The organism is Flavobacterium sp. SORGH_AS_0622 (assembly GCF_030818825.1).
Taxonomy (GTDB): Bacteria; Bacteroidota; Bacteroidia; order Flavobacteriales; family Flavobacteriaceae; genus Flavobacterium.
Map to the genome: position 1 here is coordinate 167,519 of NZ_JAUTAX010000001.1, position 14,192 is coordinate 181,710.

At 32.0% G+C, this 14,192-nt stretch carries 17 protein-coding genes and 1 pseudogene; 9 read left to right on the forward strand and 9 right to left on the reverse strand.

What is annotated here, in order from left to right:
• Positions 1-56 precede the first annotated feature (56 nt).
• Positions 57-1,832 carry a helix-turn-helix domain-containing protein gene (locus QE431_RS00730; protein ID WP_307291673.1) on the forward strand — a complete coding sequence of 592 codons (1,776 nt, stop codon included), beginning with the start codon at positions 57-59 and terminating at the stop codon, positions 1,830-1,832.
• 10 nt (positions 1,833-1,842) lie between these two features.
• Here QE431_RS00730 and QE431_RS00735 read toward each other — a convergent pair whose 3' ends face one another.
• The 4 genes from QE431_RS00735 to QE431_RS00750 form a co-directional block, all read right to left on the reverse strand.
• Positions 1,843-1,989 carry an rSAM-modified peptide gene (locus tag QE431_RS00735; protein ID WP_128414930.1) on the reverse strand — a complete coding sequence of 49 codons (147 nt, stop codon included), beginning with the start codon at positions 1,987-1,989 and terminating at the stop codon, positions 1,843-1,845.
• 43 nt (positions 1,990-2,032) lie between these two features.
• A complete protein-coding gene (locus QE431_RS00740) occupies positions 2,033-2,179 on the reverse strand; it encodes a hypothetical protein (RefSeq protein WP_157848499.1) in 147 nt (48 codons plus the stop codon).
• A gap of 44 nt (positions 2,180-2,223) precedes the next feature.
• Positions 2,224-2,370 (reverse strand): hypothetical protein, encoded by a 147-nt coding sequence (locus QE431_RS00745; RefSeq protein WP_166669260.1) that lies wholly within the window; start codon positions 2,368-2,370, stop codon positions 2,224-2,226.
• A 63-nt stretch (positions 2,371-2,433) separates the two neighbouring features.
• On the reverse strand, positions 2,434-2,592 hold the full coding sequence (locus QE431_RS00750; RefSeq protein ID WP_128414931.1) for an rSAM-modified peptide: 159 nt from the start codon (positions 2,590-2,592) through the stop codon (positions 2,434-2,436).
• 662 nt (positions 2,593-3,254) lie between these two features.
• Between QE431_RS00750 and QE431_RS00755 the strand changes: the two genes are divergently transcribed.
• From QE431_RS00755 to QE431_RS00780, 6 genes are all read left to right on the forward strand, one after another.
• Positions 3,255-4,736, forward strand: coding sequence for a vitamin K epoxide reductase family protein (locus tag QE431_RS00755; protein WP_241774322.1), 1,482 nt, complete (start codon positions 3,255-3,257; stop codon positions 4,734-4,736).
• Positions 4,737-4,794: 58 nt separating this feature from the next.
• Positions 4,795-4,977, forward strand: a complete 183-nt coding sequence (locus tag QE431_RS00760) for a hypothetical protein (protein ID WP_057115824.1) — start codon at positions 4,795-4,797, stop codon at positions 4,975-4,977.
• Between the two features lie 68 nt (positions 4,978-5,045).
• Entirely contained in the window at positions 5,046-5,180 is a 135-nt protein-coding gene (locus tag QE431_RS00765; protein WP_262487361.1) for a hypothetical protein, read from the forward strand.
• Between the two features lie 51 nt (positions 5,181-5,231).
• Positions 5,232-5,435, forward strand: coding sequence for a hypothetical protein (locus QE431_RS00770; protein WP_128414932.1), 204 nt, complete (start codon positions 5,232-5,234; stop codon positions 5,433-5,435).
• A gap of 319 nt (positions 5,436-5,754) precedes the next feature.
• Positions 5,755-7,947, forward strand: coding sequence for a peptidase domain-containing ABC transporter (locus QE431_RS00775; RefSeq protein WP_057115997.1), 2,193 nt, complete (start codon positions 5,755-5,757; stop codon positions 7,945-7,947).
• Between the two features lie 2 nt (positions 7,948-7,949).
• Positions 7,950-9,236, forward strand: coding sequence for an HlyD family secretion protein (locus QE431_RS00780; RefSeq protein ID WP_281867184.1), 1,287 nt, complete (start codon positions 7,950-7,952; stop codon positions 9,234-9,236).
• Here the strand turns inward: QE431_RS00780 and QE431_RS00785 are convergent.
• The 4 genes and pseudogenes from QE431_RS00785 to QE431_RS00800 all read right to left on the reverse strand — a co-directional run bounded on the left by QE431_RS00785 (position 9,233) and on the right by QE431_RS00800 (position 11,722).
• Positions 9,233-9,940 (reverse strand): tRNA1(Val) (adenine(37)-N6)-methyltransferase, encoded by a 708-nt coding sequence (locus QE431_RS00785; RefSeq protein WP_307291681.1) that lies wholly within the window; start codon positions 9,938-9,940, stop codon positions 9,233-9,235. The two genes, QE431_RS00780 and QE431_RS00785, sit on opposite strands and share 4 nt — an antisense overlap.
• A 140-nt stretch (positions 9,941-10,080) precedes the next feature.
• The gene (locus QE431_RS00790; RefSeq protein ID WP_057115831.1) at positions 10,081-10,431 is read right to left on the reverse strand and encodes a four helix bundle protein; all 351 of its coding nucleotides are present in this window, start codon (positions 10,429-10,431) and stop codon (positions 10,081-10,083) included.
• A 180-nt stretch (positions 10,432-10,611) separates the two neighbouring features.
• A pseudogene (rimM, locus tag QE431_RS00795) lies at positions 10,612-11,137 on the reverse strand (ribosome maturation factor RimM).
• A 15-nt stretch (positions 11,138-11,152) separates the two neighbouring features.
• Complete coding sequence (locus QE431_RS00800) at positions 11,153-11,722, reverse strand: 30S ribosomal protein S16 (RefSeq protein ID WP_057115836.1); 570 nt, start codon at positions 11,720-11,722, stop codon at positions 11,153-11,155.
• Positions 11,723-11,924: 202 nt separating this feature from the next.
• Here QE431_RS00800 and QE431_RS00805 point away from each other — a divergent pair, with 202 nt between their 5' ends.
• Both QE431_RS00805 and QE431_RS00810 read left to right on the forward strand, forming a co-directional pair.
• Entirely contained in the window at positions 11,925-12,413 is a 489-nt protein-coding gene (locus QE431_RS00805) for a DUF6252 family protein (protein WP_281867188.1), read from the forward strand.
• A 113-nt stretch (positions 12,414-12,526) separates the two neighbouring features.
• Positions 12,527-12,874, forward strand: a complete 348-nt coding sequence (locus tag QE431_RS00810) for an RNA-binding protein (protein ID WP_057115840.1) — start codon at positions 12,527-12,529, stop codon at positions 12,872-12,874.
• Positions 12,875-12,992: 118 nt separating this feature from the next.
• On the opposite strand, the gene leuB is transcribed toward QE431_RS00810, so the two are convergent.
• Positions 12,993-14,048, reverse strand: coding sequence for a 3-isopropylmalate dehydrogenase (gene leuB / locus QE431_RS00815; RefSeq protein ID WP_057115842.1), 1,056 nt, complete (start codon positions 14,046-14,048; stop codon positions 12,993-12,995).
• Positions 14,049-14,192: the final 144 nt, after the last annotated feature.

Below are 14,192 nucleotides of genomic sequence, written 5' to 3' on the forward strand. Positions count from 1 at the left end.
TAATTGTAGTTTATTGATAATTTATAGACTATTTTTGAATACCAAAAACTAATTAAATGAGGCTGATCATCTCTTTTTTATTTTTATTGATACTTAATACTACTGTGGCTCAACCTAAAAAAGAGCTTACTGAACAAGAGTATTTAGAATTGCAGGATAAAATTCGTTTCAGCATGAACGGTAATTTTGATGAGGGACTTAAGTATGCTGCTGAATTACAAAAATCTAATAATAATGAACATTTAGCTTTTGCTTATGGATCAGGATCTTATTTATATCAACTAAAGAACAATAGAGCTAAGTGTGATGAATGGTATAAAAAAGCACTAGAATATTATAATAGAATTCCCGAATCTGTTCAAAAAATAAATCTTCGCGCCTACTTATATAATTATAGAGGATTAACGGAATGGAAAAGAAAAAATTTCAGTAATGCTTTAAGTAATTACCAGGAAGGAATAAAACTTTCTACCAAAACATTAGATGTTATACAGATCGTTAAGTTTAAAAGCAATATAGCTTTAGTTAATGAAGAAGTAGGGAATTATGAACTTGCTATTAGAAATCTAAGGCAGAATAGTATTTTTTTAGATAAAAATGAAAGTCTATACGAAAAAGATCAATTTCAAAATAGTAAAAGTAATATTTATACCAATTTAGGAAATGTCTATGAAGGCTATTTCATGAAAGCTCGAGGTAAATTATTTTTATTAGATTCTGCCGAATACTTTTATAAAAGAGCAATCAATTATTCGCAAAATTATTTAGACAATAAAATTACTTCTACTCTTAGTTTAGGAAATATTTATCTATACAAAAAAGATTTTAAAAATGCAGAAAGAACCTACTTCGATATTTCGATGTATGCTAAGCAAAATAATGATGATTATTATTATAGGATTGCAAATTATAATTTAGGAGACCTTTATCATTCATTAAAAAATTATGATAAAGCTTTGGTATTTTTAAAGAAGGTTGATTCTATGTCTGTTAAAGAAAAAAAAACAGATAGAATTTCTTTTCAGTCCAATTATCTTCAGGCTAAAATTTATAGTGCAAAAAATGAACCCGAATTAGCTTTCAAATATTCTAAAATGTATTTAGATTCTTATGAAAAGTACGAAGGAGAATTAAGAGAAGAAGCTTTAGAAGTCAATTACAAATTAGGTACGGCGAATCTTAGCGATGAGATGATAAGCATTCAAGAAAAGTATAAGTACGAGGTTTTATGGAATAAAGCCCTTAAAGTTTTATATGTTATTTTAGTTGTTGGAATTGTGTTTTTCCTAATTAAAAATATTCGGGACAAAAATAAAGCACAGAAAAAAATGAATGCTTTAATTGAAGAATTTAAAGCTAATCTGGAGAAAAAAGAAATTGAAAAAGCTGAAATCGAAAAAGCAGCTGCAGAACAAAATATACTTGTTGAAACTCCAGAACTAGAAGATACATTACTTAAAAAGGAAAATGCAAACCTTAGTATTGATGAAGCTAAAGAAAATAAAATTGTAGAAAAATTATTAGCATTAGAAGAAAAATTAGAATACCTAAATCCTGATTTTACATTGTCTTATGTTGCCAAAAAAATCAAAACTAATACAACTTATTTGTCTTATGTTGTAAATAAACGATTTGGTAAATCTTTTGGAGAATATTCTAATGAGTTAAAAATTAATTATGTTATTAATCAAATGATTACAAACCACTTATATCGTAAATATTCAACACAGGCAATTGCAGAAAGTGTTGGGTTTAAGAATGCGGTTTCATTTGCAAAATCGTTTCGCAAAAGAACTGGAGTATCTCCAGCTCAATTTGCGAACAATATTTAAAGCTGTACTATTAACCATTTCCGTTTCCTCCAGTACCTTTAGCAGGATTGTTTTTTGGATCAACATCTTCTCCATCACCGCCTCGGATAACTTTTTGAGCTTCTTTATTTATTTTTTCTAATTGAAAGTCTTCAAATGTCAATTTTATATTTTTCATGTCGTATGTTTTTTAATTATTATTTACACTATTATAAATGAGGTTAACCATTTCCGTTTCCTCCAGTACCTTTAGCTGGATTGTTCTGCGGATCGACATCTTCTCCATCACCGCCTTTTATAACTTTTTGAGCTTCTTTATTTATTTTTTCTAATTGAAAATCTTTAATTGCCAATTTTATATTTTTCATGTCGTATGTTTTTTAATTATTATTTACACTATTATAAATGAGAGTTAACCATTTCCGTTTCCTCCAGTACCTTTAGCTGGATTGTTCTGCGGATCCACAGATTCTCCATCACCGCCTTTTATAACTTTTTGTGCTTCTGTGCTTATTTTTTCTATTTCAAAATCTTTGATTTTCAGTGAATTATTTTTCATGTTTCTTTTTTTTTGGATTGCTTTTTATACTATTTACTATGTATTTTAATTTTGTAGAAAGAATTAACCATTTCCGTTTCCTCCAGTACCTTTTACAGGATTGTTTGTGTCAGTAGGTGGTGGTGTTTGGCTGTCATTACCTCCGCCTTTAATAGCTTGCTGTTGTTGTTTAGAAATTGTTTCTGTTTCAAAATTTTCTAATGTGAATGCTGAATTTTTCATGTCTTTTAATTTTTTTTGGATTTAAATTTAATACGATTAATCTTTCATAAAATTTTTAAGCAATTTTTGTCATATTGCGATGAAAAAGCGCTAAAAATTGGTTTACGTTAAGAATTTTGGGTTGTTATTTTACTTAAAAAAAGCAATAAAATTGAACTTTATTTATAAGTTAAATCTTGTCAAATTATTTTTAAGCATTGCTTTTTTGGGGGGATTTTTGCTGCGAATTTGAGGTTGATTTTAGACTTTTTTTGAGTCATTTTAATCTCTTCTATTTTGTTTTTTCTTCTTCAAAACCATTCGATTTTGATACCATGTTTTTCATGTTTTTCGGTATTTAGATTATTGCTTTTCCAAAACTAGGCAAAAAGTAAAGCCGTTAATCGAAAATAGCCTTTCTGAGCTTTTTATACTAGATAATCAATCATAATATATTGTTTTACAGTAATTTATGTTGTGTACTATACTTGGTATAATTTATAAATTGTATGTGGTATAATTAATAAATTGTATATATGCATGCGATTTTTATCAATAAAAACTACAATATTTGCAGTGTAATTATGATTTAAAAACGATCAAAAGCGATGTTGAAACTGGTCCAAAAATTTCTACAAATTAATCGATACTCAGATATAAAAAATGAGTTCAAGGATCTGTTTTTGTCTCATCCCAATTATCCGAGTTTATTTGCGATTACAGATTCATTTGATTTGCTTTCTGTAGAGAATGCAGCAGTAAGAGTTTCGAAAGAGCAAATTGTAGATTTACCGTCTAATTTTTTGGCGTATTTTAAAGATGAATTGATATTGGTTGAAAAGACTAAAAGTGGTGTTCGAATTACGACTAACAAAAAAGGAACTCAAAAGTTATCTTATGATAAATTTCTTTTGGACTGGAATGGAGTAATTGTTGCTATTGAGCCAAATAATGTAGTTTCGAGAGATAATTTAAAAGTAGAATATAATTGGTTAAAATATTTTCTGCCTCTTGCCCTTCTTACAGGATTATCTTTTTTCTATAACGGCTTTGATTTATTTAGTACTATTTTTTTAGTAACATCAATTTTGGGTTTAATCGTGAGCATATTTATTGTTCAGGAGAAATGGGGTGTTAAAAACACTGTAATTTCAAAATTTTGTAATTTAAGTTCTAACTCTTCTTGTCACTCAGTAATTAGTTTTAATGACGATATAGCAAATAGATGGTTAAGCTTTTCAGATTTACCATTGCTTTTCTTTAGTTCAAGCATTATTGCAATTTTGGTACAGCCATTGAGTTCAGCAGTTTTTGTTGGGTTTTTAAGTCTGTTGGCAATTCCAGTAGTAGTTTGTTCTATTTGGATTCAGAAATTTGAAATTCAAAAATGGTGTGTTATGTGTTTAGCAGTATCATTTTTAATTGTAGTTCAAAGTGTTTTATGGTTTTCATCAGACCTATTTACATTGAGCTTTAGTTTAAGTGCTATTTTTCCTTATGTATTTTCTTTATTGCTTTTAATCCCGATTTGGGCAGCAGTTAAAGTGATGATTAGAAAAATGCTTGATAATGAAAGTTCATTAAAAGAACTTAAAAAGTTCAAAAGAAATTATTCTTTATTAAACTTCTTGTCTAAGAAAGTAAAATACACAAAAGGATTTGAAGATTTAAGAGGGTTGAACTTTGGAAATAAAAATGCAGCCGTAAAGCTTTCTATTATACTAAGCCCAAGCTGCGGACACTGTTATAAAACTTTTCAAGAAGCTTTTGATTTAGTATTGAAGTTTCCAGATAAAATATATTTGAACGTTCTTTTTAATATTAATCCAGAAAACAACGACAATCCTTATAAGGCAGTTGTTGAAAGACTTTTAACTATTAATAGAACAACGCCTGGAAAAACAGTAGAGGCAATTTCTGATTGGTACATTAAGAGAATGGTTCATAAAAAATGGCTTAAAAAATGGCCTGTTGAGTCAGTGAGTATGATGATTAGTCAGGAAATTCAAAAACAATATGATTGGTGTTCAATGAATAATTTTAATTACACACCAGTTAAAATTGTAAACGAAAGGTTATTTCCAAATGAATATGAGCTGAATGAGTTAAAATACTTCTTGAACGATTTTGTCGATGAAGTTCAAATTTTAGAAAAAACAGCATAAAGTGAAAACAGAATTTAAACTGTTTAAATAGAAATAATAACCCCTAAAACCTGCAGTTATGTTAAAGAATATTTTGAAGTTGAAAGGTGCAGTAGAATTATCTGCTAATGAGCAAAAAACAATAAACGGAAGTAACGCTCCTATTTGTGATGACGGATTTAAAGCTAAAAGATGTACAGAATTTGGAACAGTATCATCATATTGGGATTGTGTGCCAAATAATTATGTCGGAAGTTGTTAAGGAAATTTTTAAGCATCAAGTTTTTTACAGATTTGAGGCTTATACCCAGAAAACGTAAATAACCAATTATGTTAGAAAAAATTTTAAAAAGTAAAGAAACTAAAAAGCTGACAAAAAAAGAGCAGAAAAACATTTTGGCAGGTGAATATGCACTAGAACCAAATTGTAATAATCCTGCTGACGAAAAATATTATGCTTGCTAATTTGAATATTTAAATAGTAACAGAGACCAAAAAACTCTGTTACTATTAAAAATGAGATTAAAGATGTTAAAGAAAATTTTAAATCTGAACGGTGCTCAAAGTATTAATAAAAATGAGCAGAAAACCATGAGAGGAGGAATTCCTGAGTGCTGGATTTATGCCTTAGAAGCTGGATGCATTTTAATTTCATCAGACGAAACTTGTCCTTTAAATACCACATCAGGTATTTGCGATACAAGTCGTCTTTGTTGTTGATTTTTTTAACTTTTTTAGAAGTAATACGATATAGCCTTATTTAGAATTTAGTCATGTTTTTTTTGAATGTATAGGCGCTCGATCGTGGAACATTGAGCAAATTCTCAGTATTGATGATTGGTACTGGGATTCTTAGGAGTTGGCCGCTGTGTTAATTTTAATTGGTTAGGGTAAACCGCGGCCATGTCCTAAAGAAATTGTGTTACTGGTAATTTTGTTTTTAAATACCCAAACAGAGAAGATTTATATCTTCTCTGTTTTTTTATGGATTAACAAGAATTTTTTTTCTTAAATTGGCCTTGAATAAATCAAATTGAAATTGAAAAAATTCACTCATTACAGACAAGCCGATCATAAAGATTGCGGGCCGACATGTTTAAAGATAATAGCTAAATATTACGGTAAGACAATCAATATTCAGGAGTTGAGAGATTTTAGCGAAACAACTCGTGAAGGAAGTAATTTGCTTTTTTTGAGTGATGCTGCCGAGAAAATCGGTTTTAGGACTTTAGGGGTTAAATTGTCTGTAAAGAGAATAGAGGAAGCTCCGCTGCCATGTATTCTGCATTGGAATAAAGATCATTATGTTGTTCTTTACAAAATAAAAAAAGGTAAATACTATATATCCGATCCCGCTTTTGGACTTTTAGAATATAACAAAGAAGATTTTGTTAAGTTCTGGATTGGTAATAATGCAGGCGATGAGACAAAGGAAGGAATTGCATTACTGATCGAAGCGACACCAAACTTTTTTCAATCTGATTTTGACAAAGAAGAAAATTCTGGTTTAGGATTTAAATTTCTTTTTAAATATTTATTTCAATACAAATCATTTCTTATACAGCTTGCAATTGGACTTGTAGCCAGCAGTCTGCTGCAGCTTATTTTTCCATTTTTAACCCAGAGTATAGTCGACGTCGGGATTCAGAATCAGAACATTCATTTTATCTATTTAATTCTTTTTGCAATGCTTTTTATTTTTGCAGGAAGAACTGGTTTGGAGTTAATTAGAAGCTGGATTTTACTTCATTTATCAACGAGAATCAATATTTCGTTAATTTCAGATTTCTTTATTAAATTAATGAATCTGCCTATTTCCTATTTTGATGTCCGCATGACAGGAGATATTATGCAGCGAATAAACGATCACCGCCGTATCGAGAGAATACTTACCACATCCTCTCTTAATGTGCTGTTTTCTGTAATAAATATGTTTATAATGGGAGCGGTTTTAGCCTATTTCAATCTGCAGATATTCCTAGTTTTCTTTTTAGGAAGCGTACTCTATTTTGCATGGATAACAATGTTCCTAAAAAGAAGAGAAGTTTTAGATTATAAACGTTTTGCAGAAGTTTCAAACGAACAGAGTAAAGTAATGGAGCTGATAAACGGCATGCAGGAAATAAAGCTTCATAATGCCGAAAAACAAAAACGCTGGGGCTGGGAGTATGTGCAGGCAAGACTTTTTAGGGTTTCAATAAAAGGCTTGGTTTTAGAACAGGCACAAACGATCGGTTCGTCGGTTATCAATGAGCTTAAAAACATTTTTATAATTCTTCTTTCTGCAAAACTTGTAATTGATGGATCCATTACATTAGGGATGATGCTCGCGATAAGCGCAATTGTTGGAAATTTAAATGGCCCAATTACTCAGTTAATAGAATTTGTTAGAGAATTGCAGGATGCTAAAATTTCACTTGCCAGATTATCCGAGATTCATCAAAAAGAAGATGAACTGCAGCAGGAAGTGCACCAGACAACTGAAGTGCCGAATGATGTTGATATTGAGATTAAAAATCTTTCGTATCGTTATTTAGGGTCGGATATTCCAGTATTGGATAATTTAAGTTTAATCATCCCGGCCAATAAAGTAACTGCAATTGTGGGTGTCAGCGGAAGCGGTAAAACAACCCTGATGAAACTGCTTTTGAAATTTTACGAACCCGAAAAAGGAGAGGTTTTAATTGGAAATGCACAGCTTAAAAATATATCTCAAAAAGCCTGGAGGTCAAATATTGGTGCTGTAATGCAGGAAGGCTTTATTTTTAGTGATACAATTGCTAATAATATTGCTTTTGGAGTAGACAGGATTGATAAAGAAAGATTAATCTACGCTTCAGATGTGGCAAATATTAAAGAATACATCAGCAGTCTGCCGTTGGGTTTTAATACTAAAATAGGAGCGGAAGGTATTGGAATGAGCACAGGCCAGAAGCAGCGACTTCTTATTGCCAGAGCTGTTTATAAAAACCCAGAAATACTTTTCTTTGATGAGGCTACTTCTGCATTAGATGCCAATAATGAGAAAGAAATAATGAAAAAATTAGATATTTTTTTCAAAGATAAAACGGTAATCGTAATTGCGCATCGATTGAGTACTGTTATGAATGCAGATCAGATTGTGGTTTTAGATAAAGGAAAAATTATCGAAATCGGAAGTCATTCAGCATTAGTAGAACAGAAGGGAAATTATTTTGAACTGGTTAGAAATCAACTGCAATTAGGAAATTAATCATGGCTGAAGATACATTTGAATTAAGAAGCGAAGAAGTTCAGGATATCCTGACCAAAGTACCGCATTGGATGATCCGATGGGGAACAGTGCTGATATTTGCCATAATTGTAATGCTGTTTTTTGTTTCCTGGTTTGTCAAATATCCAGATGTTGTGCATACCGAAATCGTAATTACCACTAATATTCCTCCTGAGAGAATTGTTTCGAAATCTTCTGGTCGTATTGAGGCAATTTTGGTAAAAAACAAAACTTTGGTTCCTAAAAACAGCACGCTAGCCATCATTGAAAATACCGCTGACTACAAGGATGTTTTTTTATTAAAAAGCATTGTAGATAGCTATGATATTAATGCTAAAAAAGTATTTCCGTTTGCGATGCTGAAAAATAAACAGCTAGGTGAAATAGAAAGTGCCTTTGCTGTTTTTCAGAAAGATTATCAGGCTCAGGAATTAAACGAAAATCTGCATCCTTTTGAAATTGAAAGCAGGGCGCAGAGCTCAGAGAAAATCCAGATCAAAGAAAGACTGGATATTCTCCAGCAGCAAAAGGTAATTAATGAAAGTGAACTGGAACTGCAGAAAAATGAAATAGCGCGTTTTGAAGTTTTATTCAATAAAGGAATTATTTCTGCTCAGGAAATGGAATTGAAGAAACTGGGCTATCTTCAGGCAATGAAGAGTTATAAAAGCCTTTTAACCTCGATTTCCCAATTAAGGTCCTCTTTGATCGACAATACAAAATCGAGCCAAAATTCGCACATAAATAGCACAAAAGAGGAGGTTAATCTTGGAAGGAGTATGGCGCAGTCATTTTATCAGCTGAAAAAAGTGATAAAAGACTGGGAACTTGCTTATACATTAAAATCTTCTGTAAGCGGGGTTGTTACTTTTCTGCAGGTTTGGAACGAAAATCAGACTATAAATGTGGGGGATAATGTGTTCTCTATAATTCCAGATGCTAAAAACAGTTTTGTTGGAAAAGTAAAAGCTCCTGCTCTGAATTCAGGAAAAATAAAAGTAGGGCAGAGAGTCAATATCCGGCTGGCCAATTATCCTGATAGAGAGTTTGGTGTATTGAAAGGTGAAATCAAAAATATTTCGTTAGTGCCCGATAAAGATGGAAACTTATTGCTGGACGTCGCACTTCCAAACGGCTTAAAAACATCCTATAATAAACAAATTATTTTCCAGCAGGAAATGAAAGGAAGTGCCGAAATTGTGACAGAAGATTTACGATTAATTGAAAGAATCTTGTATCAATTTAAAAGTATATTTGAACAAGTTTAGAATTTCAAATAAAAATCCTTAGTTAGTTCGATATATTCTGGAGTATAAACATGTCTGTCGATTTCGATAACTAATTCATCGATTTCAATTGTGGAAACTTCATTGCGGCTAAAAGCCAGTAAACTTCGCTTAATTTCTGATTTTGGAGTGCCTTTTACCCTTGTGATTTTTATTGGGTACAATTCAGTTTCTTTTGCTAAAGCGATGAATTTTTCTTCTTCTTTAAAAGGAATAATTATAGCAAGTATTCCGTTTTCTGAAAGCAATAAATCTGCAGCTTCGACGATTTCTTCGAAAGGCATTGCATCTTGAAACCGTGCTAAATCTCTCTGTTCATTCTCTGTTTTGTAATTTTCAGCATAAAAAGGAGGATTCGAAACAATCAAATCATATTCGTCTTCAGGTTCTTCGATAAATTCGTCTAAACCAGCATGAAAGCAAAATAAACGATCTCCCCAAGGAGAACTTTCAAAATTTTCAACGGCTTGTTCATAAGCATCTTCATCAATTTCAAGAGCATCGATTTGTTCAGCATGAGTTCGCTGAGCCAGCATCAAAGCTATAATTCCTGTTCCTGCACCAATATCCAAAATACTAAACGGATTGTGATTTATTGGAGCCCAAGCACCCAATAAAACGCCGTCTGTACCAACTTTCATTGCACAACGATCTTGATTAATGGTAAATTGCTTAAATGAAAACATAAGTGAAAAATTCCAATTTTTTTTAAATTCCAAATTCCAACCAAATAGTGTAAATTCCAAAAACGAAATTCTCAAACCAAATGAAAGCAGTAAATCAGTATGATTTATTGTTGGCAAAAGTAAGATTAAAATCTTAATAATTATTTTGAAGTTTTCGTGATTATTGCTGATAAAATTTTACGCAATTCTTCTACTTCAAATAATAAAGAATCAGAAATCATTCTTTGATCAGGGTTTAGTTCGTGTAATAAGCGCAGCCAGAATTTAGATTCTTTGGCTTCTTTTCGGGATATTTTAAGTCTAAATATTAAATCTTTATCACCTAATTTTTCATTCGCTTCAATGTAGTTTGCTCCCACAGAACCAGACGATCTTATTAATTGTTTGCCGTCTTCAATATTGGATGTTGTTTTCGATAAAGTTCTAATATATGTTCGACATTCTTTTGCAAACAAGAAAGTCCTCTCTTCTAAATCATAGGGTTTATTCATAAAGAAAATAATTTTCAAATTTTTTAAATTCCAATATTTGAAGTTCAAAAATAAGAATTTATATTTATGTAGGTTTTTTCTTTAATAGAAATATAGAGCCATAAAACTTCGATACCAAATTAGAATTTGGAATTTCATTCTAGTTTGGAATTTGAAATTTTAAAAAATTGGAATTTAAACCTAAAGGTACATCTCCACAAGACCTTCTGGAAGATCCATGATTACTTTTTTGTTGTCGCGGTCAATCTTTACCAAGAAATGGTCGATCATTGGAACTAAGATTTCCACTTCACCATTTAAAACTTCAAAAAGTGGTTGAGCAGTTGAGTCATTAATAGAAGTTATTTTTCCGAAAACACCTAAACGTTTGTCTTCGATTTCAAAACCAATAACTTCGTGGAAATAGAATTTGTTACCTGTAAGTTTTGGTAACATGGTTAAAGGAAGATAAATCGCGTTACCAACTAGGGCATCTGCTTCTTCCTCTGTATTTACATCTTCAAAACGAACTCTTAGAAAGTCGTTTTTATGTAAAGAACTTGTTTCAAATAAAAAAAGGAACCAAGTGTTTGTTGTGTTCAACAAACACTGATTCCAGATTTTCGTATAACTCAGGTTCATCCGTATCTAAATAGATTAGGACTTCACCTTTGAAACTAAATTTTTTAGCGATTTTACCTAAATAAAAACATTCTTCTTTACGCATTCTCGCTAAGTAAAATTATGCTTCAGTTGTTTCGTTATTCTCTTCAGCAGCAGGAGCTTCTTCAGTTGCAGCTTCAACTTCAGCAACTTCTTCTTCTTCAACTGCAGGAGTTGCAGCAGCGATAGCATCAGCTTCAGCCTGAGCTGCAGCAGCTAAACGTTTAGCATTAACTTCTTGTTCAGCTTTTAAAGCTTTAGCTTTAACATCAGCTTGTGCTTTTGATAAACCATCTTTTTTAGCATCAACTTTTCCAGCTTTAGCCTCTAACCAAGCAGCTAATTTAGCGTCAGCTTGCTCTTGAGTTAAAGCTCCTTTACGGATACCTCCATCAAGGTGGTGTTTCAATAAAGCACCTTTGTAAGAAAGGATTGCTCTAGCAGTATCAGTTGGTTGAGCACCATTGTGTAACCATTTAACTGCGCTGTCAAGGTCTAACTCAACAGTTGCTGGGTTTGTGTTTGGATTGTAAGTACCGATTTTCTCTAAGTATTTACCATCTCTTTTTGAGCGTGCATCTGCAGCTACAACCCAGTAAAAAGGTTTTCCTTTTTTACCGTGTCTTTGTAATCTAATTTTTACTGACATAATCTTGTGATTAAATTTTGAGGTACTCGACCTCTGTTAATTAAGGGCGCAAAGATATAATTTTTTTATCAATAATGCGTTTCAAAAAGTATTAAATATCTTTAAGATAAATTTTTACCATTTTTTTGGCTGTTTTTGCTTTTCCTTTCAAACGTTTATTAATTGTAATGCGGTATTTTTGTGCCAAATTCATCCTAAGAATATGAAAAAATACTTTTACTTTTTACCACTTATATTTTTACTAACATCATGCACAGAGGATATTAGGTTTAATAATCCTGCTTTTCAAACTTTAAAAGATAATGTTTTTTGGAGGGCTCAGAGCTATAAGTCGGGAACAGAAACAACTGGAATTTTTGTTGTTGAAGGTTCTTTGGGTTATGAAAAAATAAGTTTTCAGCTCCCTGCACCATCTCAAAAAACATATATTTTGGGTGTAGATGATGTTACAAAAGCGACATTTAAAAATACTTATCCAGGACAAGAAGAAGAATTTACTACTGGAGAAGGCAAAGGCAGTGGGCAAATTATAGTTACAGAATACAATACTATTGATAAGACAATTTCGGGTACATTTAAATTTACAGCCATTAATGTAAATAATGGTGCTGAAAAAAAAGAAATACATTTTACAGAAGGTGTTTTCTATAAAATCCCCGTTGAACTAGATCCTAAATTTACCATAGATTAAGGTTTTTGAGGCTTTTTAGGTTTTAAAATCAAAATAAAAACATAAATAAACTAATATATAGTAGATTACAGAATAATAAGAGTACATTTGCTTATTATTATAAATAAATATCTATGAATATTTTTGTTGGAAGCCTTCCATTCAGTATTGAGGAAGCAGATTTAAGAGAGTCTTTTGAGGCTTATGGAACAGTTGACTCTGTTAAAATTATTACTGATAAATTTACTGGAAGAAGTAAAGGCTTTGGTTTTGTTGAAATGCCAAATGATAGCGAAGCTCAGAAAGCTATCGACGAATTGAACGGTGCTGTTGTTTCAGGACGTACAATCGTTGTTAATAAGTCTGAGCCAAAACCAGAAGGCGAAAGAAGAAGTTTTAATAACAACCGTGGAGGAGACTCTCGTGGAAGTTATGGAAACAACCGTGGAGGAAATGACCGCGGAAACAGAGGAGGATATTAATATTTTTTTTCTACAATATAAAAGGGATCAACGCAAGTTGATCCCTTTTTTTGTTTAAAGTTTCAGGTTTCAAGTTCGAGCAACTTGGAACTTTAAACCTGAAACAAAAATTAACTAATTATACATTCGCAGCTAACCAGTCACCAACTTCTTTAGTTCCGTATGCTTTGCCTCCATTAGCTAAATCTTCGGTAACTACTCCAGCTTCTAGAGCCTTGTTTACTGCATCTCTCATTGCTTTTCCTTCTTCCATCAATCCGAAATTTTCGAACATCATAGCAGCAGATAAAATAGTAGCCATTGGGTTTGCTATGTTTAATCCTGTAGCTTGCGGGTAAGAACCGTGAATAGGTTCAAACAAAGATACTTCAGCTCCCATAGAAGCAGAAGGCATTAATCCCATTGAGCCAGAAATTACAGAAGCTTCATCTGTTAAAATATCTCCAAATAAGTTTTCAGTAATCAATACATCATAAGAGTTTGGCCATTGTACTAAACGCATAGCAACCGCATCAACAAATTCGTAGCTCACTTCAACTTCTGGATAATCTTTTTCCATTGCCTGAACTGTTTCTCTCCATAAACGTGAAGTTTCTAGAACGTTAGCTTTGTCAACGCAGCATAATTTTTTAGAACGTGTCATTGCTAATTCGAAACCTTTTTTAGCCAAACGCTGTACTTCAGCTCTTGTGTAAACACAGTTGTCAAATGCAGTATCGCCATTGTCTCTTCTTCCTTTTTCACCAAAGTAAATACCGCCAGTTAATTCTCTTAAGAAAACTAAGTCAGTTCCTTCGATTCTTTCTCTTTTTAATGGAGATTTATCTAATAACGAAGGGAATGTAAAAGTTGGTCTAACGTTTGCGAACAAACCTAACGCTTTACGCATTTTTAACAAACCTTGTTCTGGTCTTACAGGTGCAGAAGGATCGTTATCGTATTTAGGGTGGCCGATTGCTCCAAAAAGAACTGCATCAGCATTTTTGCAAATTTCGTGTGTTGCATCTGGATAAGGTTCGCCTACTGCATCAATTGCAGCAGCTCCAGTTAAAGCTGGTTTCCAAGTGATTTCATGTCCGAATTTTTTTGCAATAGCATCAGATACTTTTACAGCTTCATTTATTACTTCTGGTCCGATTCCGTCTCCAGCTAAAAGGGCTATGTTTAATTTCATTCTATGTGTTATTTAAGATTCTAAGGTTCTGAGTTGCTAAGATTCTAAGGTTTTTATTCTTAGTGACTTAATTTTTTTTAAAAGGTTCCAAGGTTCTGAGTTGCTAAGATTCTAAGGTCAAAGAAAAAATCTTAGTAACTTAGA

What these genes read in the sequence shown, in the direction of transcription:
- QE431_RS00730 (WP_307291673.1), top strand. Translation starts at nt 57, where the DNA reads ATGAGGCTGATCATCTCTTTTTTATTTTTATTGATACTTAATACTACT.
- QE431_RS00735 (WP_128414930.1), bottom strand. Translation starts at nt 1,989, where the DNA reads ATGAAAAATATAAAATTGACATTTGAAGACTTTCAATTAGAAAAAATA.
- QE431_RS00740 (WP_157848499.1), bottom strand. Translation starts at nt 2,179, where the DNA reads ATGAAAAATATAAAATTGGCAATTAAAGATTTTCAATTAGAAAAAATA.
- QE431_RS00745 (WP_166669260.1), bottom strand. Translation starts at nt 2,370, where the DNA reads ATGAAAAATAATTCACTGAAAATCAAAGATTTTGAAATAGAAAAAATA.
- QE431_RS00750 (WP_128414931.1), bottom strand. Translation starts at nt 2,592, where the DNA reads ATGAAAAATTCAGCATTCACATTAGAAAATTTTGAAACAGAAACAATT.
- QE431_RS00760 (WP_057115824.1), top strand. Translation starts at nt 4,795, where the DNA reads ATGTTAAAGAATATTTTGAAGTTGAAAGGTGCAGTAGAATTATCTGCT.
- QE431_RS00765 (WP_262487361.1), top strand. Translation starts at nt 5,046, where the DNA reads ATGTTAGAAAAAATTTTAAAAAGTAAAGAAACTAAAAAGCTGACAAAA.
- QE431_RS00770 (WP_128414932.1), top strand. Translation starts at nt 5,232, where the DNA reads ATGAGATTAAAGATGTTAAAGAAAATTTTAAATCTGAACGGTGCTCAA.
- QE431_RS00780 (WP_281867184.1), top strand. Translation starts at nt 7,950, where the DNA reads ATGGCTGAAGATACATTTGAATTAAGAAGCGAAGAAGTTCAGGATATC.
- QE431_RS00785 (WP_307291681.1), bottom strand. Translation starts at nt 9,940, where the DNA reads ATGTTTTCATTTAAGCAATTTACCATTAATCAAGATCGTTGTGCAATG.
- QE431_RS00790 (WP_057115831.1), bottom strand. Translation starts at nt 10,431, where the DNA reads ATGAATAAACCCTATGATTTAGAAGAGAGGACTTTCTTGTTTGCAAAA.
- QE431_RS00800 (WP_057115836.1), bottom strand. Translation starts at nt 11,722, where the DNA reads ATGTCAGTAAAAATTAGATTACAAAGACACGGTAAAAAAGGAAAACCT.
- QE431_RS00805 (WP_281867188.1), top strand. Translation starts at nt 11,925, where the DNA reads ATGAAAAAATACTTTTACTTTTTACCACTTATATTTTTACTAACATCA.
- QE431_RS00810 (WP_057115840.1), top strand. Translation starts at nt 12,527, where the DNA reads ATGAATATTTTTGTTGGAAGCCTTCCATTCAGTATTGAGGAAGCAGAT.
- leuB (WP_057115842.1), bottom strand. Translation starts at nt 14,048, where the DNA reads ATGAAATTAAACATAGCCCTTTTAGCTGGAGACGGAATCGGACCAGAA.